18 protein-coding genes are annotated in these 22123 nt (G+C 70.5%); 11 read left to right on the plus strand and 7 right to left on the minus strand.

The genetic code is table 11. From position 1 onward, the window contains the following. The first annotated feature begins 78 nt into the window (after positions 1–78). Both CW359_RS11060 and CW359_RS11065 read left to right on the plus strand, forming a co-directional pair. The gene (locus tag CW359_RS11060) at positions 79–1062 is read left to right on the plus strand and encodes an alpha/beta hydrolase (RefSeq protein ID WP_105969684.1); all 984 of its coding nucleotides are present in this window, start codon (positions 79–81) and stop codon (positions 1060–1062) included. Between the two features lie 417 nt (positions 1063–1479). Further along, on the plus strand, positions 1480–2520 hold the full coding sequence (locus tag CW359_RS11065) for a helix-turn-helix domain-containing protein (protein WP_105969685.1): 1041 nt from the start codon (positions 1480–1482) through the stop codon (positions 2518–2520). A gap of 22 nt (positions 2521–2542) precedes the next feature. On the opposite strand, the gene CW359_RS11070 is transcribed toward CW359_RS11065, so the two are convergent. The 5 genes from CW359_RS11070 to CW359_RS11090 all read right to left on the minus strand — a co-directional run bounded on the left by CW359_RS11070 (position 2543) and on the right by CW359_RS11090 (position 9232). Then, positions 2543–5020, minus strand: a complete 2478-nt coding sequence (locus CW359_RS11070) for a carbohydrate binding domain-containing protein (RefSeq protein ID WP_105969686.1) — start codon at positions 5018–5020, stop codon at positions 2543–2545. A gap of 115 nt (positions 5021–5135) precedes the next feature. Beyond that, a complete protein-coding gene (locus tag CW359_RS11075; protein ID WP_105969687.1) occupies positions 5136–5981 on the minus strand; it encodes a glycoside hydrolase family 43 protein in 846 nt (281 codons plus the stop codon). A 112-nt stretch (positions 5982–6093) separates the two neighbouring features. Continuing rightward, on the minus strand, positions 6094–6960 hold the full coding sequence (locus CW359_RS11080) for a carbohydrate ABC transporter permease (RefSeq protein ID WP_105969688.1): 867 nt from the start codon (positions 6958–6960) through the stop codon (positions 6094–6096). A 41-nt stretch (positions 6961–7001) separates the two neighbouring features. Continuing rightward, a complete protein-coding gene (locus CW359_RS11085) occupies positions 7002–7874 on the minus strand; it encodes a carbohydrate ABC transporter permease (protein ID WP_105969689.1) in 873 nt (290 codons plus the stop codon). Between the two features lie 89 nt (positions 7875–7963). Then, a complete protein-coding gene (locus CW359_RS11090; RefSeq protein WP_105969690.1) occupies positions 7964–9232 on the minus strand; it encodes an ABC transporter substrate-binding protein in 1269 nt (422 codons plus the stop codon). A 367-nt stretch (positions 9233–9599) separates the two neighbouring features. On the opposite strand from CW359_RS11090, the gene CW359_RS11095 reads away from it, so the two are divergent. Continuing rightward, positions 9600–10622, plus strand: a complete 1023-nt coding sequence (locus tag CW359_RS11095) for a LacI family DNA-binding transcriptional regulator (protein WP_105969691.1) — start codon at positions 9600–9602, stop codon at positions 10620–10622. Positions 10623–10987: 365 nt separating this feature from the next. Here CW359_RS11095 and CW359_RS11100 read toward each other — a convergent pair whose 3' ends face one another. Beyond that, positions 10988–12376 (minus strand): AbfB domain-containing protein, encoded by a 1389-nt coding sequence (locus tag CW359_RS11100; RefSeq protein ID WP_105969692.1) that lies wholly within the window; start codon positions 12374–12376, stop codon positions 10988–10990. Between the two features lie 268 nt (positions 12377–12644). Between CW359_RS11100 and CW359_RS11105 the strand changes: the two genes are divergently transcribed. From CW359_RS11105 to CW359_RS11120, 4 genes are all read left to right on the plus strand, one after another. Beyond that, complete coding sequence (locus CW359_RS11105) at positions 12645–14069, plus strand: amidase (RefSeq protein ID WP_105969693.1); 1425 nt, start codon at positions 12645–12647, stop codon at positions 14067–14069. A gap of 27 nt (positions 14070–14096) precedes the next feature. Beyond that, positions 14097–14315 (plus strand): hypothetical protein, encoded by a 219-nt coding sequence (locus CW359_RS11110; protein ID WP_232838349.1) that lies wholly within the window; start codon positions 14097–14099, stop codon positions 14313–14315. Between the two features lie 155 nt (positions 14316–14470). Then, on the plus strand, positions 14471–15952 hold the full coding sequence (locus tag CW359_RS11115) for a flotillin family protein (protein WP_105969695.1): 1482 nt from the start codon (positions 14471–14473) through the stop codon (positions 15950–15952). 69 nt (positions 15953–16021) lie between these two features. Beyond that, positions 16022–16468, plus strand: coding sequence for a type II toxin-antitoxin system PemK/MazF family toxin (locus tag CW359_RS11120; protein ID WP_105969919.1), 447 nt, complete (start codon positions 16022–16024; stop codon positions 16466–16468). Positions 16469–16528: 60 nt separating this feature from the next. Here CW359_RS11120 and CW359_RS11125 read toward each other — a convergent pair whose 3' ends face one another. Beyond that, positions 16529–17350, minus strand: coding sequence for a TIGR02452 family protein (locus CW359_RS11125; RefSeq protein ID WP_198655178.1), 822 nt, complete (start codon positions 17348–17350; stop codon positions 16529–16531). 278 nt (positions 17351–17628) lie between these two features. On the opposite strand from CW359_RS11125, the gene egtA reads away from it, so the two are divergent. Genes egtA through egtD form a run of 4 tightly spaced genes read left to right on the plus strand, consistent with a single transcriptional unit; the run spans position 17629 to position 22038 of the window. Then, entirely contained in the window at positions 17629–18960 is a 1332-nt protein-coding gene (gene egtA, locus CW359_RS11130) for an ergothioneine biosynthesis glutamate--cysteine ligase EgtA (RefSeq protein WP_105969697.1), read from the plus strand. Beyond that, entirely contained in the window at positions 18957–20288 is a 1332-nt protein-coding gene (gene egtB, locus CW359_RS11135) for an ergothioneine biosynthesis protein EgtB (RefSeq protein WP_105969698.1), read from the plus strand. The genes egtA and egtB overlap by 4 nt, the downstream gene beginning before the upstream one ends. Beyond that, positions 20288–21079, plus strand: a complete 792-nt coding sequence (egtC, locus tag CW359_RS11140; RefSeq protein WP_105969699.1) for an ergothioneine biosynthesis protein EgtC — start codon at positions 20288–20290, stop codon at positions 21077–21079. The genes egtB and egtC overlap by 1 nt, the downstream gene beginning before the upstream one ends. Then, entirely contained in the window at positions 21076–22038 is a 963-nt protein-coding gene (egtD, locus tag CW359_RS11145) for an L-histidine N(alpha)-methyltransferase (protein WP_105969700.1), read from the plus strand. Before egtC ends, egtD begins: the two co-directional genes overlap by 4 nt. Positions 22039–22123 lie beyond the last annotated feature (85 nt).

Raw genomic sequence — 22123 nt, forward strand, 5'->3', positions numbered from 1 at the left:
CATCGCCCTACGATCCACGGCACCCACACCACCACCGCACACCGCACCGCACCACACGCAGCACGAGGAGCAGAAGCAATGACGCTTACGCCGCCGCCGCCGTTCGACCCGGAACTCGCCGCCGTCCTGGAGATGATCAAGGACGCGATCCGGCCCCAGCTGACCATGGAGGAGATCGAGGTCGTGCGCAACGGCCCCGGTATCTCGATGCTGGCGGACATGGACCTGTCGTTGGACGGGTTCTTCGAGGTCGAGGACAGGACCGTACCGGGCCCGGAGAACGCCCCCGACATCTCCCTGCTGATCTGCCGCCCGACCACCCGGACACCGGGGACGGGGACCCACCTCCCCGTGATCTACCACGTGCACGGCGGCGGCATGGTGCTCGGCAACAACCGCGTGGGCGTGGACGGCCCGCTGAGGTGGGCGAAGGAGCTGGGCGCGGTCGTGGTGTCGGTGGAGTACCGCCTGGCACCGGAGCACCCGTACCCGGCTCCCATCGACGACGTGTACGCCGGTCTGCTGTGGACCGCCGAGCACGCGGAGGAGATCGGCGGCGACCCCGAGCGGATCGTCATCGCGGGCGCGAGCGCGGGCGGTGGCCTGACGGCAGCGCTGGCTCTGCTGCTCAGGGACCGCAAGGGTCCGCGCCCCATAGGCCAGCTGCTCATGTGCCCGATGCTCGACGACCGCAACGACTCCCCGTCCACGCACCAGATGGCGGGCCTGGGCATCTGGGACCGCACGGCCAACGAAACGGGCTGGACGGCCCTGCTGGGCCCGGCCCGAGGCGGCCCGGACGTCTCCCCGTACGCGGCCCCGGCCCGCGCGGAGGACCTCACGGACCTCCCCCCGACCTTCCTGGACGTCGGCTCGGCGGAAACCTTCCGCGACGAGGTGGTCACCTACGCCACCCGCCTGTGGCAGGCAGGCGGCCAGGCAGAACTCCACGTCTGGCCAGGAGGCTTCCACGGCTTCGACGGCTTCGCCCCCCAGGCCTCCCTCTCCCAGGCCTGCCAGACGGCCCAGCAGGAATGGCTGCGCAGGCTACTGGCGGAGTAACGAAAACACCGCCCCCGCCCGAGGCGCCCCTGGGGGCACAGCCCCCACCAGGGGCGCAGCCCCTCCAGGGGCGCGGGGAACGGCGCGCCCAGCCCCCACCCAACCCGCACCCGAACCCGAACCCCTGCCCCGGAGGGGGGCGCAGCCCCCCAAGGGGCGCGAGGAACTGCGCGCCCAGCCCCCACCGACCCGCAGCCAAAGTCAGAGCCCCTGGGCCGGGGCCGGGGGGCGCAGCCCCCAAGGGGCGCGGGGAACGGCGCGCTCAACCCCCATCCAACCCGCACCCGAAACCGAACCCCTGCCCCGGGGCCGGGGGGCGCAGCCCCCTCCAGGGGCGCGAGGAACTGCGCGACCAGCCCCCACCGGCCCGCACCCGGAGAACCGCCCAACCCGCGACGCACCTGGCAACATGGAGTCATGAAAGAGCTGGCGGGGCGCCTCACCGCGCTGGACCCGGACGCCGGCGCAGCCGTCCGGGTCATCGCCTACTTCGACCGGCTGGCCGAACACCGCGCCGGCCTGGAAGCACTGGTACGCGGCGCAGCCGTACTCGCCGGCTGCCCCGCCCGCCTCGCCGACGCCGGACGGCGCGTACACCTGCGCGTCGACACCGACGGCCGCCGCCGCGACACCGACCAGCCCCCCGACCCCGCGTGGCCGTCCGCCCCGCTGGCACCGGACGGCGCCCCCGCGCTGTGGCTGGAGCGCACCGGGACCCCCACCGTGGTCGACGCGGTGGTCCTGGAACGCGCCGCCGCCGCGATCCGCCTGGTCCTCGACCGCACCCGGGGCCGAGCCCCGGCGGCCCGCGCCGACGACCCGGCACTCGTCGAGACCCTCCTCGACGCCACCGCCCCCGAGCCGGTACGCCTGCACGCGGCCCGGAGCCTCGGCCTGGACCCCACCGCCCCGGCCCGTGTGATCGCCCCGTCCGACGGCCCGCCCCGCATCCTCCCCACCGAGCCGGACGCACCGCCCCGGGCCCACGGCAGGCAACCCTCCGCCGACCTCACGCACCCGCACCCGCCCGGCCGGGCGGGCGTCGGCCCCGCCGTACCCGTGCTCGACCTGCCCGCCTCCTGGGCAGCCGCCCGCACCGCCCTCCGCTTCACCGCCGAAGGCACCCCGCACTCCCCCGGCCCCCGGATCGTGTACGCCGATCAGCTCGGCGGCATCGGGCTGCTCGCCGAGCTGGTCGTGCCGGGGGCCGATCCGCCGCCCGACGTCCAGGCGCTGGAGGCGGCGGTCGCGGACGCGCCCTGGATGCTGGCCACGCTGCACGCCGTCGCCTCGACGGCGAGCCTGCGGTCGGCCGCCGTCGAGGTCAACGTCCACCACTCCACGCTGCAGGACCGGTTGGGCCACGCCGAGGTACTGCTCGGGTGGCCCGTCCGCACCCCCCAGGGCCGGCTCCGACTGCAACTGGCCCTGACCTTGCGGCATTTGGGACGCGTCTAGCGGACCGTCCGGCGGACCGGCGTCAGGAGAGCCTGATCAGGCTGTAGTCGTCGCAGTAACCGGCCCCCGATCCGGAGTTCTTGTAGCAGTAGAGGCTCGCCGAGGTGGTGGACTCGCCCGTCGTGAAGAAGATCGGCTGCTGGGCGTAGGACGTCGTGGAGTTCCGCAGAAACGTTTCCGTACCCCCGAAGCTCTTCACCCCGACCGCCACCTCCTCACCCGCGGTGGCCACCTTGGCCCACCCGGCCACCAGATAGGTGCCGCCGCCGGTCAGACCGCTCACCGACTGGATGGCGCCGCTCGCACTGACCCCGGTCTGCAGCGAGTACGTACCGCTGCGGGCGTTGGACGCCACCACACCGGACGCCGTACCCGTGCTCTGGGTCCACGGGGTCAACGCCCCTGTCTCGAAGCCCGGGTTGGTGACCGCGTTGGTCGCGGACGACAGCGCCTCCACCGCGAGGTCGTCGCAGTAACCCGCGCCGCTGCCGCCGGAGTTCTTCCAGCAGTAGACGGTGGCCGAGGTACTGGAGGCGCCGGTGGTGAAGAGGACCGCCGCCTGGGTGTACGACGCCGTCGCCACGTTGGTGAACGTCTCCGTGCCGCCGTAGCCCTTGACGCCTATCGCGAGGGTCTCGCCGGCGTTCGCCACCTTGGCCCAACCGGTGAGCAGGTAGGTGGTGTTGGGGCTCAGCCCGGTCAGGGTCTGGTTGGCGCCGCTGCCGCCGGCCTGGGTGGTCAGGGCGTAGCCGCCGGTGCGGGCGTTGGCGGCAGTCACGGCCGGGGCCGAGCCGCTGTTCACCCAGGGGCTCAACGCGCCTGTCTCGAAGCCCGCGTTGGAGACGAGGTTGCCGCCGGTGCCGTTGTACGCGCCGATGTTGGGCGCGGCCGTGGCGGAGACCGTGTTGCCGAGGGCGTCCTTGCCACCGTTGTCGCTGATGACCGCACCGGCGCGGATCACCGGGGAGGACGGGTGGACCTGGTAGGCGTTCTTCCCGGTGTACGAGGAGGAGGTGGCCGTGTTGCCCGGGTTGCGGAACTCGGGGTCGGTCACGACCTTCGCCGCGTCGGTGGGCTCGGAGGACGGGTGGGTGCCGTAGAAGAGGTTGTTGGAGTAGACGGACGAGCCGGTGGTGGTGAAGTAGCCGCCGGTGCCGTAGTTGAAGACCGCGTTGTTCCGGAAGGACAGCGCTCCGGAGATGCTGGAGCCGCCCCGCGAGTACAGGATCGGGGTGTTCAGGCCGCTCTTGTTGACGTAGAGGGTGTTGTTGTAGATCTGCGGGACCGCGACCGAGCTGCCGCTCTTGTTCGGGACGCCGCCGACGAAGTGGAAGACGCCCCGGCCGTGGGTCTGGGTGCCCGATGCGGGGCAGCCCGCGTTGGTGCCGTCGTTCTCGCTGATGTTGTAGCGGATCACCGTGCCGTCGCTGGGGACGGTCGAGGTGGGCTCGTTGGCGATGGTGAACGGCGGCATGATCAGCATGAAGCCGCCGAGGTTCTGGTGGCTGTAGTTGTACTGGAACGTGGTGTTGTGGTTGCCCCAGTCCACGTCGAAGCCGGTGCCGTCGGCGCCGTTGACGTGGCAGTACACCTCGTTGTTCTGCACGACGGTGTCGTTGCTGCCGGACATCCAGATGCCGGCCGAGGCGCCGTTGCAGTACTGGCCCGACGGCGGGCAGGTGGCCTTCGCGCCGCCGTAGCCGGCCTTGTTGCCCTCGATCAGGGCGCCGTCGTTCTTGACGACGAGGATGTCGTCGGCGCCGCTGTAGGTGATCGTGTTGTCGCGGATGACGGTGTTGGTGGTCTGGTTGGTGCCCTGGCCGTCCCCGTCCGGGGTGACGGCGACGGCGATCCGGTCGACGTGGTCGAAGGTGTTGTCCTCGACCAGCACGTCGTCCCAGGTGGATGCCGGGGTGGTGTGGTTGGTCTGGACGCCGACACCCGCGTTGGTGGCGTACCAGCCGCCCGACCAGCCGCTGATGTTGTGGATGTACATGTCGTGCACCCGGATGTGGTGCAGGACGCCGCCGGAGCTGTTCTCGGCGAGGACGCCGGAGCGGTAGGCGGGCGAGGCGGCGGCGTTGGTGAGTTCCAGGCCGCCGATCTCCCAGTACTGCTGGTTGAGGAGATGGATGACGGGGCCGGTGGCGCCGGCGGCGTCGATGACCGGCTTGGCTCCGGTGCCGTAGGAACCGACGGTGATGGGGCTGCCGGAGGCGCCCGAGCCGCCCGGGGACAGCTGGCCGGTGCAGGTGGTGCCTGCGGCGAAGAGGATGCTGTCGCCCGCGCCGAAGGTGGTGCTGTTGACGCTGGTGACCGCGTTCCAGGGGCTGGCCTGGGTGCCGGTGCCGTTGCTGGCGGCCGAACAGTTCACGTAGTAGGAGGTGCCCGCCGCCAGGGCGGTCTGGGCCGGGAGGAGGAGGGTGCCCGCCAGGACGGCGAGCAGCGTGAGGACACGGGACGCCCGGACTCCCGGGCGGTCCGTTCTGCGACGCTTCATTGCGGCGCTCCTTGCTGGGTGAAGGGGTCCGCCGCGCCACGGGATGCGACGCGGGGCTTCCTGCACCGGGCGGACCGGTCGAGGCGGACCCGCCCGGGGTCTGTGGAGGGGGGCCTCAGCGCAGCGGGAGTGAGGTCTCCAGGACCGAGGCGTGGCGCATGCCCGACGGCAGGGTGAGGGAGACGGGCTCCCAGTCCACGCCGTCCCGGCTGCGGGCAGCCCCGTATCTGCCTTCGAGGAAGTGGTCGAAGATCATGACCATTTCGTCCCCGCGCCGGAAGATGGACGGTCCTTCCACCACCGAGGGGGTGACCGGACCGACGGTGGAGGTGCGCGGGCCGCCGGGGGTGTCGAAGGTGATCAGGTGGATGTCCTTGTGCGCGGTCGCGAGGTCGTTGGTGCCGCGTTCGTCCTTGTAGGCCATGAGGAATCCGCCGCCGTCGAGTTCCCGCACGGTGGCGTCGATGACCGAGTGGCCGGGGTCGAAGAAGACGTCCGGGGCCGAGAACGTCGTGAAGTCCTCGGTGGTGCAGTGCCAGATGCGGTGGTTCTGGGTGATGTGCTCGAAGTCGCGGCCCTCGGCCGTGCTCCCGGCCTCGACGACCGACGACCAGATGAGGTGGTGGAGCCCCGTCCCCCGGTCCAGGAAGAACTCCGGGGCCCAGGCGTTCTGGGCGCCCTCCACCCCGGCCATGACCGGCAGGAGCCGCTGCTCGGACCAGTCGAGCAGGTCGGCCGAGGTGGCATGGACGATGTACGGGCTGGTCCAGCCGTCGGTGGCCAGCAGGTGGTAGAGGCCGTCGGGGCCCGGTCCGATGAACGGATCCCGCAGCCGGCCGGTGCCGACCGTGCCCCGCAGGACGGGACGGCCGTCGTTGACGGGCACGAAGGCGTGGCCGTCGTCGCTGTGGGCCAGGTGCAGCGCCTCGTCGGCGTCGGTGAAATAGGAGACCACGTACATCGGGGGGAGGGTCCTTCCGGGACGTCGGGGCAGGGGGGAGCGCCCGACGGTGAGGGCGTCGAGTGTCTGGAGACCGCGGGGGGGGGAGGGAGGAGGAACGGGCCGGTGTGGATCAGGACTTGACCGCGCCGGCGGACATGCCGGCCACCACCTGCCGCTGGAAGAAGACGAAGATGACGAGCAGCGGCAGCACACCGAGGAGGGCGGCCGGGAAGAGGGTGGTCGGCTGCACGGTGTGCGGGTCGATGAAGGAGTACGCGTTCACCATGACCGTCCGCTTGTCGGGGTCCTGGAGGAAGACCAGCGGGACCAGCAGGTCGTTCCAGATCTGCAGACAGACGAAGGTCAGCAGCGTGCTGGTGACCGGCCGCAGCAGCGGCAGGATGATCGTGAAGAAGGTCCGGAAGGGACCGCAGCCGTCGAGCGCCGCCGCCTCCTCCAGGTCGCCCGGGATCGTACGGATGAAGCTGGTGTAGAAGAACACGGCGACCGGGAGGTTCAGGGCCGTGTAGATGAGGACGACGCCCGCGTAGGTGTCCAGCAGGTTCAGGTCGCGCATCAGCAGGTACAGCGGTGCCACCACGACGAACACGGGCACGGAGGTGCCCAGGATGAACAGCCGGTACACGGCGGTGGACCAGTGCTGGGTGATCCGGGCGAGCGGGTAGGCGGCGAGCGAGCCGATCACTGTGACGATGACGCACGAGAGCCCGGTGATGAGCAGGGTGTTGAGGGTGCTGCGCCCGTAGTGGATCTGGCTGAAGGCGTGGGAGAAGTTCTTCAGGGTCAGGGAGTCCGGGAAGCCCAGCGGGGACCGGGCCACGTCCGCCGCCGTGCGCAGCGAGGTGACGACCGTGAAGAGGAACGGCAGGACGAACAGCAGCGTGCCGAGGCACAGCAGTACGGTGCCGAGTCCGCCGGTCAGGCGGCGCAGCCCGCCGCCGGGTGCCGTGGAGGTCGCGGTGGTGTCTGAAGTCATGGTGGCGATCCGTCAGATTCCGTGAGAGGCCCGGGAGGCCGTCAGATGCGTCGCTCGCGCAGCCGGAGCAGGGAGGAGGTGGCGCTGGACAGGACGACCACGGTGACCAGGAGGACGACCGACAGCGCGACGCCGTAGGCGAACTTCCCGCCGCCGAAGACGTTCCGGTACACCAGCAGGGTCAGGGTTTCCGTGGCGCCGGCCGGGCCGCCGTTGGTCAGGACGAGGGGGAACTCGAAGACCTTGAGCGAGCCGATCAGGCTCAGCGTCACGTTGACGGTGAGTGCCGGGGCGAGCAGCGGCCACTCGATGCTGGCGAAGCGCCGCCAGCCGCGCGCGCCGTCCAGTTCGGCCGCCTCCAGGAGTTCGGTCGGCATGCTCATGTAGCTGGCGAGGAAGATCGCGCAGGAGTAGCCGGTGAACATCCAGATGTTGACGGCGGCCACCGAGTAGAGCGCGGTGGAGGTGTCACCGAGCCACACGTGGTTGAGGCTGTGCAGGCCGACCAGGTCGAGCACCGCGTTGATGCCGCCGGTCGGGGCGAACAGGTACGACCAGATGAAGGCCGCCATCACCGGGGAGATCAGCGCCGGTGTCAGCAGGACGACGCTGAGCGTCTTGCGGACCTTGGGACGGCGGAAGAGCATGCTCGCGAAGAGCAGCCCGAGGCCGTTCTGCACGACCACGACGACCACCGCGTACAGCACGGTGTGCCACAGGGCCGAGGTGACGGCCGGGTCGTCGGCCATGCTGCGGTACTGCTCGGTGCCGACGAAGTTGGCCATCGGCCCGCCGAGGCTGTCGGTCATGCTCAGGTACACGCCGCGGGCCAGCGGGTACAGCATGAAGGCGCCGTACACGACGATCGCCGGGAGCAGGAAGGCGGCCATGGTGGCACGCCGTCGGTGGAACACAGGGGTCTCCTCTTCCCTATGACGGTCGTGGTGGGGACGGTTCGGAGCCGTCCTTCCGCCCCCACCACGACGGACCAGGGGTGTCCGGGTTACTTCGCGGACGCCGCGGTCTGGATGTCCTTCAGCGTCTGCGCGGCGGACGCCGAGCCCAGCAGATAGGCCTGGATCTTGGAGCCGATCGCGGTCTCGGCGGTCGCGCCGTACCAGGAGTCGGACGGGAGGATCCGGTAACGGCCGTCCTTGAATGCGGTGGTGAAGACCGAGGTCTCGGTGCTCTCCGGCGTGAGGCCGCCGGTGAAGGGCGACTCCGCGTTCTCGGCTGCCAGGAACTTGGAGAGGTTCTCGCTCTGGGACCAGAACTTGACGTACTCGCGGGCCGCGTCACCCTGCTGGGACTGGGAGTTGACGCCCCACATGGTGCCGGAGAAGAGCATCCCGTTGGGCTTGGTGCCGGCCGCGCCGCCCGGCCAGGGGGCGAAGGAGACCGGGAAACCGGCCTTCTTGATGTTGGAGACCTGCCAGGCGCCCTGGTACCAGAAGGCGCTCTTGCCCGCGCTGAAGTCCTGCGGGCCCTGCGACCACTCGTCGGTGCCGATCTCGTTCTTCCAGTTGACGTATCCCTTGTCCTCAAGGGTCTTCAACTGCTCAAGAGATGACTTCCAGTCGGGGTCGAACGACGCCTTGCCGTCCAGGAAGTCCGCGTCCCACTGCTTGTTCTTCTGGTAGACGACGGTCGAACCGGCGGCCTGGAGTACGGAGCTGCCGGTCCAGGCGCTCTTGTCGGGCAGCGCGATGGGGTTGATGCCGGCCTTCTTGACCTTGGCGAGGTCGTCGAGGAACGTCGGCCAGTCGGCGGGGACTTCGGTGATGCCCGCCTTCTTCAGCAGGTCCATGTTGGCGTACAGGCCGATGCCGATCAGCTCCATCGGCATGGCGAGGGTCTTGCCGTCGGACTGCGCGAACGGCTTGGCGTCCGGGGCGATCTGGCTCGCCCAGGTCTCCTTGGACAGGTCGGCGAGGTAGCCGGAGGCACCCCACTTCTTCATCTTGTCCGTGTCGACCATGATGACGTCGCCGGCCTTGCCGCCCAGCAGTTCGGGCTGGAGCTTCTGGACGTAGGTGTCGTTCGCGGTGATGTACTCGAAGTCGACCTTGATCTTGGGGTGGGCCTTCTCGAACGCCTTGTTGATCTCCGCGACGTTGGCGGGTTCCGCGCCGCCGCCCTTCCATGCCTGCACGTGAATGGTCACCGTGCCGTCGCTGGAGGCGCCGGACGAGCCACCGCCGCACGCGGCCAGCGACACCGCCATGGCGGCGACCGTGGTGGCGACCGCGATTCGTCTCCCAGAGCGCTTCATTGCACACCTCACCCATCGTCGGTAGGACCGACTTGTTCTCTGTGAATGGTTTGACCCGTCCGGTCGGTGTCCGTGTGGGTACGGCACCGAGGGGCACGGAAGGAGTAGGTCAGCCGGAGTTGCGGCGAACGTTACGAGTTGATGGCCGGGACTGTAACGCAAAACTTAGGCGACATCTATACGTAACTTTCAGTGACCGTCCGACTCGGCTCGCACCGCAGCAGGAGTCCCGCTCAGGCCGGGTTTTGTTGACGCGACGCGAGCCTTATCGTTACAGTTTCCATTACCTTCGGTTGAAACTTTGGCGTTTCCTTCGGGGCAATGAAAGAGTGGGCGCCTCAATCGGGGGCGCAGAAGGGGGAGTTGAGTGGCCGGGCGGGTGACGATCGCGCAGGTTGCCGAGGAGGCGGGCGTCTCCGCGATGACCGTGTCCAACGTCGTGAACGGCAAGCCGGGTGCCTCCGAGGAGACCCGGCGCCGGGTCATGGAGGTGGCCGGGAAGCTGGGCTACCGGCCGAACGTCTCGGCCCGCAACCTCAAGGCCGGCCGCAGCGGGCTGATCGGCCTCATCGCCCTCGACCTGACCAGTCAGTACGGCCTGGAGATCCTCCGTGGCGTCGCCCATGAACTGGCCGACGCCGAGCAGGAACTGCTGGTCAACGCCTCGTACCACGACGCGGCCCGGGAGAAGGACCGGATCGAGTTCCTGTCCCGCGGTCTCGTCGACGGCGTGCTGCTGATCGCCCCCGTCCTGGAGGACGACACGGTCAAGCTGCTGCGCCGGCAGAAACTGCCCTGCGTGGTCATCGACCCGCGGCGCCTGGAGGTGCCGCTGCCCCGGCTGAGCGTCGACAACTACCACGGTATGCGGGTCGGCACCCAGCACCTGATCGACCTCGGGCACACCCGGATCGCGTATCTGCGCGGCGAGGAGGACCTGGAGAGCACGTCGGTCCGCTTCCAGGGCTTCGAGGACGCGATGCGCCTGGCTGGACTCCAGGTCGACCCGAGACTGGTCGACTCCTGCGACTTCTCCTACGCCTGCGGCTTCCGCACGGCGACCCGCCTGATCAGCGAACACCGCCCGACGGCGATCGTCGCGGGCGCGGACCTGATGGCACTGGGCGCGATCGACGCCGCGAGGGCGCTGGGCCTGACGGTCCCGGCCGACTTCTCGGTCGTGGGCTTCGACGACCTCCCCCAGGCGGCCCAGAGCTTCCCGGGCCTGACGACGGTCCGCCAGCCCCTGCACGACATGGGCCAGAAGGCGGCCAGGGCATTGCTGTCCCTGATCGAAGGACAGCAGCTGCTCATGGAGCACATGGAGGTCGCCACCGAACTGGTGGTGCGCAACTCCACGGCTCTGCCTGCGGCCGGCGGGGCGGCGTGATCCACGAGAGCTGAGCGGGGTGTCCGAGGCGGCTCACGGCAGACGGTGACCGGCACGGGACCCGTCAGTGGACAGGCCCCAGGCGCACCGCCGGGGCCTCGGTCACCCGGCTGCGGCACCGCCAGGCGAAGCGTCGGCACAGGCCGACACGCACGCAGTGCGCCGACGGGGTACCCGGTGGCGACACGCCGTACGAACACAGCGACCGGCACGCGGGGACGCGTTCACCGGGTCCCCTCCGTCCTGCGGCGCGGGCTCCCGCCGGCGGGCACACAGCGCGTGGCCCGCGCCCCCTGCGGCGACGAACGCGCGCAGGGGACCCGGGCACACTTCGGGATTCACCGCACCACTGATCTCCGAGCCGCTCAGGCCCAGGCCGTCACCGGTACGAAGGAGCTGTCCTGGCGGAAGGTGTCCGTGCCGTCCGTCACGTCCACGCGTAGTTGGTAGTTGTAGTGGCGCAGGAAGTAGCCGGGGTAGTTGTACGACTCGAAGCGGATCGAGCCCGTCGCCGTGCCCGTGCGGGCAATGAACGTGGCGTCCTTCGCGAAGGTCGTCGTGCCGTCGTTGACGTCGAAGCGGGCTCGGTAGTTGTAGTGGCGCAGGTAGTTGCCCGAACTGTCCCTGAAGGAGTAGCCGTTGGCGTCCGCCAGGCCCGCCACCACCGTGAAGGTGGCCGCCTGCTTGACCGCCGTCGTGCTGGAGCTGGTCACCACCGGGAGGTTGAGCAGGGAGGACTCCACCGTCCAGTACCGCGTCGTGTAGTTGACCGACCGGAGGGAGCGGGTCACGCCGGTCGAGAGGGTCGGGCCGCCGGTGACCGTCTCCTTGATGACCGTGAAGTGGCGTGCCGTGCCGGAGACGACCGGCAGCGCCTTGGGGGTCGTCCAGGTGGCGAACGTGTCGTAGCTGTCGCTGTAGTAGTAGTACCCGTCGCCGTAGCCGTCGAAGAAGAGCCGCCAGCCGCCGTTGTCGAGCTGGATCACGGACGGGCCCTCGCGGTAGCTGCCCCAGCCCGCCCAGTTGCCCGTCCTGGAGATCGTGTAGGGGCCGGCCAGGCTGGTCGCCGTGCCGTACTCGATGTATTTCGTCGTCTCGTTCTTCGTGAAGGCGTGGTAGGTCGAGCCGCTCTTCACGATGTACGTGTCGATGTGGTTCGAGCCGATGCCCGACAGGGCGACCGGTGAACTCCACGCCGTGAGCGCGGTGTTGGTCGCCTTGAGCAGATACGGGGTGAAGATCCACTCGTCGCTGGTGACCGAGCAGGACACGATGACGTTGACACTGCCGTCGCTGTCGACGAACCACTCGGGCGCCCACGCGCGGGACAGGTTGCTGATCGGGACCGTGTAGTCGTACAGGAAGGTCCAGTTGACGCGGTCCGTGCTGCGGGCGAAGCCGATGGTGGTGCTGGTGTCCTGCCAGGTGTGCGTCGTATAGGTGACGTAGTAGTAGCCGTTGGTGTGCTTGAAGATGCTCGCGTCGCGGATGCGGTTGCTGGGCGGGGTGTAGGCCGAGGACTGCACGAGCCGGAAGTCGGTGGCGTCGTCGGACTGGTAGACGTTCACCGTGCCGTCGTTGCTGTTGAGGAACGGCACGATCGTGTACCGCGTCGCGGAGCCGCTGGGCGGGGCCGCCGCGGCGGCGGTGCCGAGCAGTCCGGGGAGTTCGCCCAGGACGAGCGCCGAGGCGGGCAGTGCGGCCAGCGCGCGCAACAGGCTGCGGCGGGAGGGCGTGGGACGGGAACTGGTCACGTGCGGCTCCTTGGTGATCCAACCGACGGCTCTCCACGTTCGACATTGCGAACGCAGTTCGGTAAATCGGTCAGACCGTAGGTCCGAGGCGTGCACACGTCAATACTTCCGACACGCTCCGGACCTGTGAACTTCCGTGCGGCCAGGGCACATTCGACATACCGCACCACGTCGGCCCGCCAGCCGTTACCGTTCGGTAGGAAGCTGTGAAATAGCTATGGGGAACACGCCGGTACGGCCTGACGGTGTGTGCGACGGAGGTGTCCGTATGACTGCCGAACGTGCCGCCGGGCTCGTGGAATCCGCCCGTGCGCTGGCTGACGGCGAGGTGACCTCGCGGACGCTCGTCGAGGAGACCCTCGCCCGGATCGAGGCGACACAGGGCACCCTCAACGCCTTCCGGCTCGTCCGGGCCGAGGCCGCGCTCACCGAAGCCGACGCGGCCGACCGGGAGTTGGCGGCGGGCGGGCGCCGGCCGCTGCTCGGCGTACCGGTGGCGGTGAAGGACGACACGGACGTGGCGGGCGAGCCGACCGCGTTCGGCTGCCCGGGCGAGTTCCCGCCGGTGGCCGAGGACGGGGAGGCGGTACGGCGGCTGCGCGCGGCCGGTGCGATCGTCGTCGGCAAGACCAACACCTGCGAGCTGGGCCAGTGGCCCTTCACCGAGGGCCCCGCCTTCGGCGCCACCCGCAACCCCTGGCACCAGGGCCACACCCCGGGCGGCTCGTCCGGCGGCTCGTCCGCCGCCGTCGCCGCGGGCCTGGTCCCGGCCGCCCTCGGCTCGGACGGCGCCGGTTCGGTGCGCATCCCCGCGTCCTGGACCCACCTCATCGGCATCAAGCCGCAGCGCGGACGCGTCTCGACCTGGCCGCGTCCCGAGTCCTTCCAGGGCATCACGGTCAACGGCACCCTGGCCCGTACGGTGGCGGACGCGGCCCTCCTCCTGGACGCGGCGAGCGGCAACCACGTACGGGACCTGCACCAGCCCCCGGCGATCAGCGCGACCGAGGCGGCCGGCCGCGACCCCGGCCGGCTGCGCATCGCCCTCTCCCTCAAACCCCCGTTCACCGCACTGCCCGCCCGACTCCAGCCCGACGTACGGGCGAGGATTCTCCAACTCGCCGAGAAGCTGGCCGCGTTGGGGCACACCGTCGAGGAGGCCGACCCGGCGTACGGACAGATCGGGCTCACCTTCCTCCCCCGCGCCACCGCCGGGCTCGCCGAGCGGGTCCGCGAGGCCCCCTTCCCCGCGCTGCTCGACCGGCGCACCCGGGACGCCGCCCGGCTCGGCCGACTGCTCGGCGGGCCCCCGCTGCGGCTGGCCCGGCGTGCGGAGTCCGCCCTGCAGCGGCGGATCGGCGGCCTGTTCGACTCGTACGACGTGATCCTCGCGCCCACCACGGCCGCTCCCCCGCCGCGCATCGGGGCGATGCTGCCGCTGAACGGGTTCGCGACCGACCGTGCGATGGTCGCGGCCTGCCCCTACGCCTGGCCGTGGAACGTGCTGGGCTGGCCCGGGGTGAACGTCCCGGCCGGGTTCGTGGGTGAAGGGCTGCCGGTGGGGGCCCAGTTGCTCGGGCCCGCGAACAGTGAGCCGCTGCTCGTCTCGCTGGCCGCGCAGTTGGAGGCGGACCTGCGCTGGCACGAGCGGTGGCCGCCCTTCGAAGCCGTCGCCGACTCGGCAGCGGCATAAGGGGGCTTCGGCCCGTACGCTGTGACCATGGACGACGCGCCGATGGTCGGCTTGATGGGGCGGGTGACCGGCACGATCGGACCGGGGCTGGTCGGCGAGGTGATCGTCCGGGTGCGCGGTGGCGCCGAGCACTTCCTGGCGTATCCCTCTTCGACACAGGACCGTATCGAGCGGGGGACGGTGGTGATGGTCGTCGAGTACCTGCCGCCTCGGACGGTGTACGTCACCGCCGCGTACGATGGCTGAGGTCGTCCGAGCACAGCCTGTGACCGGTTCGTCTGCGGATGATCACGTGTGCGTCAAGCTTGCAACAAGGATTCGTCGGTATCTGTACCCCTGCGGCGCGCAGGAGCACCCTTGCCTTCGTTCGGTGCCGAAAGGGCACCATGCAAAGGGGGCGAATGCCGATGTTCGTCGGCGTCGTTGCGGGGATCGCGGTTGCCGGGATTCTCGTGCTCATAGGTGTGTTCAAGATGATGTGGCGGGTCGCCGAACCCAACGAGGCGCTCATCATCTCCGGTTCCAAGCACAGGACCGAAGGCCTTGAGGAAGGCATGGGGTTCCGGATCGTCACGGGGCGCGGCACCCTCGTACTGCCCGGGGTGCAGGCGGTCCGCAAGATCTCGCTCGACCTCAACGAGACCGAGCTGCACGTGGACTGCGTGACCACGCAGGGCATTCCGCTCAAGGTGCGGGGCGTGGTCATCTTCAAGGTGGGCGACGACTTCGTGTCGATCGCCAACGCGGGCCGCCGCTTCCTCGACCAGCAGAAGATGATGTCGGAGCGCGTGCACAACGTGTTCGCCGGTCATCTGCGGTCCATCGTCGGCGGGTTGACCGTCGAGGACATGATCCGCGACCGGGAGAAGCTCACCGGGCAGACCCGGGCCGCGTGCGGCACCGAGATGGAGAAGCTCGGGCTGATCGTCGACTCGCTCCAGATCCACGAGATCGAGGACCCGACCGGGTACATCAAGAACCTCGCCATGCCGCACGCCGCCGCCGTCCAGCGGGACGCGCGGATCGCGCAGGCCGAGGCCAACCGGCTCGCCACCGAGGCCGAGCAGAAGGCCGCGGCCCGGATGTCGGAGGCCACCCGCGACAGCGAGATCCTCCAGGCCGGATACCAGGCCGAGCGCGACAAGGCGGCGGCGAAGGCCCGCCAGGCCGGACCGCTCGCGGACGCCGCCGCCCGGCAGGACGTCGTCATCCAGGAGACGCGGATCGCCGAACTCGACGCCCTGCGCCGGGAACAGCAGCTCCAGGCGGACGTCCGCAAGCCGGCCGACGCGCAGGCGTACGAGACCCGGGCGCGGGCCGAGGCCGAGCGTGACGCGCGGATCTCGGCGGCGCAGGCCAAGGCCAAGGAGACCGAACTGGCCGCCCTGGCCGAGGCGAACCGGGTCAAGACGGCCGCGACCGCCGAGGCCGAGGCGACCAAGGCGCGGGGCGCTGCGGCGGCCATGGCGACCAAGGCCACCGGTGAGGCGGAGGCCGCCGCGTCGCAGGCCAAGGGGCTCGCCGCCGCCGAGGCCACGCGTGCGCAGGGCCTCGCGGAGGCGGAGGCCATCAAGGCGCGGGCAGCGGCCCTCGCGGAGAACCAGGAGGCCGTGGTCGCGCAGCAACTCGCCGAGAACTGGCCGGAGATCGTGAAGGCCGGTGCGTCCGCGTTCGGCAGCGTGGACAACATGGTGGTGCTCAACGGGGCCGACGGTATGGCCGAAATGCTCGCCAAGGCGCTCACGATGGGCGGTACGGGGCTGGGGCTCGCGCGGCAGCTGCTCGCGTCCATGAACCAGAACGGGCAGGCGGCGAACGGGACTTCGGCGCTGAACGGGGTGGCTGCGCCGCCGGTCCAGAAGGTGCCCGTCGAGAAGGAGTAGGTCAAGGAGTCGGTGAAGGAGCAGGGGTGATGCGGGGAAGGGCGGTCCGCAGGCTCTAACGTGGGCCTCGTGACTGCCTTTCCCGATGCCGATGTTCCGGGGCGTTATGGCCCCTCCGCCACCACCGAGGCCGATCCTCGCGATGTGGGGCGGGTGCGTACGGAGTACTCACCCGCCCATGACGGGGATCCCGATCCCGGCGAGATCGTGTGGACGTGGGTTCCCTTCGAGGAGAACGACGGACGGGGCAAGGACCGGCCCGTCCTTGTCGTCGCCCGTGAGGCTTCCGGGACGTTTCTTGCCGTGCAGTTGTCCAGTAAGCGGCATGACGGGGATCGGGAGTGGGTGCCGATCGGCAGCGGGCCGTGGGACCGGACCGGGCGTGAGTCGTGGGTTGATGTGGATCGGGTGCTGCGGCTGTTCGAGGACGGGATGCGGCGGGAGGCCTGTGCGCTGGATCGGATGCGGTTCAACTCCGTTGTGCGGCGGCTGCAGGAACGGTACGGGTGGCGGTGAGTTTGGGTTGTTCGTCGGGTGCGCGCCCGGTGGGGGCTGGTCGCGCAGTTCCCCGCGCCCCTAAAGGCCGGCCGGCCCCGCGAACGTTTGCTCAAATGCGGCCCTTGTTGTCGCTGCCTTCGTGCGGTCCAGGATTGCGAAGACCACCCTCTCGAAGCTGCCCTCGAAACGGCCGCCCACCAGCAGGTTTCTGAACGTTTGCGCCACCGTGCGCGGGTCGTTCTGGAAGACTCCGCAGCCCCAGGCGCCCAGGACCAGGCGGTGGTAGCCCTCTGTCGCCGCCACCTCCAGGACCCGTTCCGCCCTGCTCGCCAGGGCGGCCGGGATTTCGGAGGTGCGCTCCGGGGTCGTGCGGCGGATCACTCCCGCGTTCGGGGCCGCCGAGGTCAGGAAGCCCGCCGTGAACGGGGTGTCCAGGAGGCGGCCCCGGTCGTCGCGGAAGACCGGGACGCCGGGTGAGTGGATGACTCGGTCCGTGTAGAACGGGTCGCGGTGGGTGCGGTGGTGGTCGTAGAACTCGCGCACCTCCAGGAGGCAGGTGTACAGCGCCGAGGCTCTGCACAGGGCCTCTTCCTGGGCCTGGGCGCCGTTCAGATAGCCGCCGCCCGGGTTGCGGGCCGAGGAGAAGTTCAGGACCGCCACCGGGCCGGGGAGACGGCGTGCCGCCTCCAGGCTGCTCTCGCCCGTCACCTCGAAGGAGGTGGGCAGCGGTGGTGCCGTCGGAAGTGGCCCCAGCGGAGCCGGGCCGTACAGGCGGGTGGCTGTGCGGGCGGCCTTGATCGCCGCGGCGAGTTGTACCTCGCGTCCGTCGGACGTTCGGTAGGAACCGGCCGCGACGATCTCCTCCGTACCACGGGCGAGGTCGCGCAGGCGGGCGCTCATGGCGCCACCCCCGTGTGCGCCATTGCCGTGCCTGGTGCTCGCTCCCCCGTCGTGCTCACACAGGCATCGTGGGTGATGCTGGACATGCGGTGCAACAGAGTTTCCCGGGTACACGAACGGTCCGGAAACACCGTACGAACGGAGATCCACTGTCCTGAAAGCGCCCATGTGCACCCTTGTGCGATTCGGCGCGAGGGGTTTGGGTGGGACGAGCGTTGCCTGACCGGCCCACCCGAAGCCGGGTCGGCGGCATGGTGGAATCTCAGGAGGATCCCGACATGTCAGATGCGTCCACTGCCACTTCGGCGAGTGGCTGTACCGAACGCCGCACCGCCCTCTCCGAGGCCGAGGTCGAAGCCCTCGTCCGGGGAATCTGCTTCAAGACCGGACCGCCCCGCACCCTGGGTGTCGAGGTGGAATGGCTCGTCCACGAGCTGCGGCAACCGCGGCTCCCCGTGTCACCCGCACGGCTCGAAGCGGCCTACGCTTCCCTGCGGACCCTGCCTCTCAGGTCGGCGCTCACCGTCGAACCGGGCGGTCAGCTGGAGCTAAGCTCCGCACCCGCCGGCTCCCTGATGGAGTGCATCTCCACCGTCTCCGCCGATCTCGACGCCGTCCGCGCCGTACTGCGCGAGGACGGTCTCGGGCTCGTCGGTATGGGCCAGGACCCCTGGCACCCGCCCCGCCGTTTCCTGCACGAACCGCGCTACGACGCCCTGGAGCGCTGCCTCGACCTCACGGGCCCGGCCGGCCGCGCCATGATGTGCACCTCGGCCTCCGTGCAGGTGTGCCTCGACGCCGGGCACGAGGAGCCGGGCCCCCTCGGGCACGGACGGCGCTGGTGGCTCGCGCACCAGCTCGGCGCGGTCCTGGTGGCCGCCTTCGCCAACTCCCCGCTCGCCGTCGGCGACCCCACCGGCTGGCGTTCCACCCGGCAGGTGCTGTGGACGGAGATCGGCGCCGGACGGGCCGGAGCGCCCGCGCTGGACGCCGAACCCCGGCAGGCCTGGGCCGAGCACGTGCTCGACGCCCCGGTGATGTGCATACGCCAGGACAGCGGGCCCTGGGACGTGCCCGAGGACGGGCTGACGTTCCGGGAGTGGATCCGGTCCGGGGTGACCAGGCCGCCGACCCAGGAGGACCTCGACTACCACCTCACGACCCTGTTCCCGCCGGTCAGGCCGCGCGGCCATCTCGAACTGCGCATGATCGACGCGCAGCCCGGCGACGACGGCTGGATCGTCCCGCTCGCCGTCACCGCCGCGCTCTTCGACGACCCCGAGGCCGCCGAGCGCGCCTACCGCGCGGTCAAGCCGCTCGCCGAGCGCACCGAGTCGCTGCCCGCCCCGCACAACCCGCTGTGGACCGACGCGGCCCGCTACGGCCTGACCGACCCCGAGCTGCACGAGGTGGCGGTGGTCTGCTTCTCGGCCGCGCTGGAGGCCCTGCCCCGGCTCGGCGCCAGTCGGTCGGTCGTCGACGCCGTCGCCGCGTATCTCGACCGCTATGTCATCCAAGGCCGTTGCCCCGCCGACGACCTGCTCGACCGCCTGGGCGGCACGGACCGGCGTGCGCACGGGACCTCGTACGGGAAGGATCTCCGCTCATGACCGACCCCGCCCTCGATCCGGAGGCGCTCCGGGAGCGGGCCCTCGCCGCGCTCACCACCGCTCGGGCCCGGACGGCGCTGCTCACCTCCGTGGACGATCCCGAACTCACCGCCCAGCACTCGCCGTTGATGTCCCCTCTGGTGTGGGACCTCGCGCACATCGGCAACCAGGAGGAGCTGTGGCTGCTGCGTGCGGTCGCCGGGCGGGAGGCGATGCGGCCCGAGATCGACGGCCTGTACGACGCCTTCGAGCACTCCCGCGCCGAACGGCCCACGCTGCCGCTGCTCCCGCCCGACGAGGCACGCAAGTACGCGGCGGAGGTGCGCGGCCGGGCCCTGGACGTGCTGGAGAGCGCCGCGTTCGAAGGGACCGGCGCCCGGCTCACCGAGGCCGGGTTCGCCTTCGGGATGATCGCCCAGCACGAACAGCAGCACGACGAGACGATGCTGATCACCCATCAGTTGAGGAAGGGCGGTGCTGTTCTCGCCGCTCCCGATCCCGAGCCCGTTCCTCCCTTCGCCGGTCCGGCCGAAGTCCTGGTCCCCGGTGGGCCGTTCACGATGGGCACCTCCACCGAGCCATGGGCCCTGGACAACGAACGGCCCGCGCACAGGAGGGATGCGGCGTCCTTCTTCATCGACACGACGCCCGTGACCAATGCCGCCTATCAGCGCTTCATCGCTGACGGCGGTTACGGCGACCAGCGGTGGTGGACGCCGGAAGGGTGGGCCCATGTCCGTCAACACTCCCTCCACGCACCGCAGTTCTGGTTCCGCGACGGCGGGCAGTGGCTGCGGCGGCGGTTCGGGGTGACCGAGGTGGTGCCTGACGACGAGCCCGTCGTGCACGTCTGCTGGTACGAGGCGGACGCGTACGCCCGCTGGGCCGGGCGGCGGCTGCCCACCGAGGCCGAGTGGGAGAAGGCCGCCCGGCACGACCCGGCGACCGGCCGCTCGACGCGCTACCCGTGGGGCGACGCCGACCCGGCGCCCGAGCACGCCAACCTCGGTCAGCGGCATCTGCGGCCGGCGCCGGCGGGAAGCTATCCCGCCGGTGAATCGCCGCTCGGGGTACGGCAGTTGATCGGTGACGTGTGGGAGTGGACGTCGAGCGATCTCGCCCCCTACCCCGGGTTCGACGCGTTCCCGTACAAGGAGTACTCGGAGGTGTTCTTCGGGCCCGAGTACAAGGTGCTGCGCGGTGGTTCGTTCGCCGTGGACGCGGTGGCCTGCCGGGGGACGTTCCGCAACTGGGACTATCCGATCCGGCGGCAGATCTTCTCCGGGTTCCGCACCGCCCGTACGCCGGGCGCCTCGGAGGCCGTCTGATGTGCCGTCAATTGGCTTACCTGGGGCCCCCGGAGGCGATCGGCAGCCTCGTCGTGGAGCCGCCGCACGGGGTGTACCGGCAGTCCTGGGCGCCCCGGCACCAGCGGTACGGGACCGTCAACGCCGATGGTTTCGGGGTCGGTTGGTACGCGGAGGGCGATCCGGTGCCCGCCCGCTACCGGCGTACCGGTCCCGTCTGGGCCGACCCGTCCTTCGCCGACCTCGCCCGGGTCGTGCGGACCGGCGCGCTGCTCGCCGCCGTACGGGACGCGACGGTGGCCGGAGCGGACGGGGAGGCCGCGGCGGCGCCGTTCGCCGCCGGTGCCTGGTTGTTCGGGCACAACGGGGCCGTGAAGGGCTGGCCCGGGTCCCTCGCGCCGCTCGTACAGGCCCTGCCCGCCGAGGAGTTGCTGTCGCTTGAGGCGCGCTGCGACTCGGCGTTCGTGTGGGCGCTGGTGCTGCACCGGCTGCGCGCCGGTGACGACGTCGGGCGGGCGCTGGCCCGGACGGTCCTGGAGGTCGCCGAGGCGGCCCCCGGCTCCCGGCTCAACCTGCTGCTCACCGACGGCACCACGATCGCCGCGACCACCTGGGGCGACACCCTCTTCCACCTCACCGGGCCAGGACCGCGCACGGTCGTGGCCTCCGAACCGTACGACGACGATCCCCGCTGGCAGGAGGTACCCGACCGCACCCTCGTCATCGCGAGCCGCACCGAGGTACGGCTCACCCCGCTCCGGGACCTGAGCGACGACCTGGCATCCGTACCACCCGAGGAGCTTCGTACGTGAGTCCGTTCCTGGTCACCCGCACCCTGCCCGAGGACGCCACGGAGGCCGCCCTGCGCGCCGACGTTCTCCACGGGCTGACCCGCACGCCCAAGACACTCCCGCCGAAGTGGTTCTACGACGCCCACGGCAGTGAACTCTTCGATCAGATCACCGAGTTGGACGAGTACTACCCGACCCGGGCCGAGCGCGAGATCCTCGTCGCGCGGGCCGGGGAGATCGCCGCCGTGACCGGTGCGCGCACGCTGGTCGAGCTGGGTTCCGGGTCGTCGGAGAAGACGCGGTATCTGCTGGACGCGCTCTCGGAGCTGGAGACGTACGTCCCGGTCGACGTCAGCGAGAGCGCGCTGCGGCTGGCGGGCGAGGCGCTGATCGCCGAGCGGCCGAGGCTCGGCGTGCATGCCCTGATCGCCGACTTCACCGGCGGTCTGGCGCTGCCGGGGACGCCCGGGCCCCGGCTGGTGGCGTTCCTCGGCGGCACGATCGGCAATCTGCTGCCCGCCGAGCGGGCCACGTTCCTGTCGTCGGTGCGTTCGCTGCTGTCGCCGGGGGACGCGCTGCTGCTCGGCACGGACCTGGTCAAGGCCGAGTCGGTGCTGGTGCCGGCGTACGACGACGCGGCGGGGGTGACGGCCGCGTTCAACAAGAACGTACTGACCGTCGTCAACCGTGAGTTGGGCGCCGACTTCGAGCCGGACGCCTTCGAGCACGTGGCGTTGTGGGACTCCGACAACGAGTGGATCGAGATGCGGCTGCGCTCGCTCGCCGAGCAGACCGTCAAGATCCCGGCGCTCGACCTCGCCGTCGACTTCGCGGTCGGCGAGGAGCTGCGTACCGAGGTGTCGGCGAAGTTCCGGAAGGAGGGGGTGGGCGAGGAGCTGAGCGCGGCCGGGCTGGAGCCGGTCCGGTGGTGGACGGACCGGGCGGGCCGTTTCGCGCTGTCGCTCAGTGTTGCCCACTGACGACGCCTCGCGAAGCTCCGCCACATGGGGCACGGTGGAACGTGGAATGCCGCCAGCACCACCGAGCACGGCGAAGAGGAGTACC

This window comes from Streptomyces geranii (genome assembly GCF_002954775.1).
Taxonomy (GTDB): Bacteria; Actinomycetota; Actinomycetes; order Streptomycetales; family Streptomycetaceae; genus Streptomyces; species Streptomyces geranii.

Coding starts and splice junctions, on each gene's coding strand:
- egtA (WP_105969697.1), top strand. CDS start 17,629: ATGTCAGATGCGTCCACTGCCACTTCGGCGAGTGGCTGTACCGAACGC.
- CW359_RS11105 (WP_105969693.1), top strand. CDS start 12,645: ATGACTGCCGAACGTGCCGCCGGGCTCGTGGAATCCGCCCGTGCGCTG.
- CW359_RS11125 (WP_198655178.1), bottom strand. CDS start 17,350: ATGAGCGCCCGCCTGCGCGACCTCGCCCGTGGTACGGAGGAGATCGTC.
- egtB (WP_105969698.1), top strand. CDS start 18,957: ATGACCGACCCCGCCCTCGATCCGGAGGCGCTCCGGGAGCGGGCCCTC.
- CW359_RS11080 (WP_105969688.1), bottom strand. CDS start 6,960: ATGACTTCAGACACCACCGCGACCTCCACGGCACCCGGCGGCGGGCTG.
- CW359_RS11075 (WP_105969687.1), bottom strand. CDS start 5,981: ATGTACGTGGTCTCCTATTTCACCGACGCCGACGAGGCGCTGCACCTG.
- egtC (WP_105969699.1), top strand. CDS start 20,288: ATGTGCCGTCAATTGGCTTACCTGGGGCCCCCGGAGGCGATCGGCAGC.
- CW359_RS11065 (WP_105969685.1), top strand. CDS start 1,480: ATGAAAGAGCTGGCGGGGCGCCTCACCGCGCTGGACCCGGACGCCGGC.
- CW359_RS11090 (WP_105969690.1), bottom strand. CDS start 9,232: ATGAAGCGCTCTGGGAGACGAATCGCGGTCGCCACCACGGTCGCCGCC.
- CW359_RS11115 (WP_105969695.1), top strand. CDS start 14,471: ATGCCGATGTTCGTCGGCGTCGTTGCGGGGATCGCGGTTGCCGGGATT.
- CW359_RS11070 (WP_105969686.1), bottom strand. CDS start 5,020: ATGAAGCGTCGCAGAACGGACCGCCCGGGAGTCCGGGCGTCCCGTGTC.
- CW359_RS11060 (WP_105969684.1), top strand. CDS start 79: ATGACGCTTACGCCGCCGCCGCCGTTCGACCCGGAACTCGCCGCCGTC.
- CW359_RS11110 (WP_232838349.1), top strand. CDS start 14,097: ATGGACGACGCGCCGATGGTCGGCTTGATGGGGCGGGTGACCGGCACG.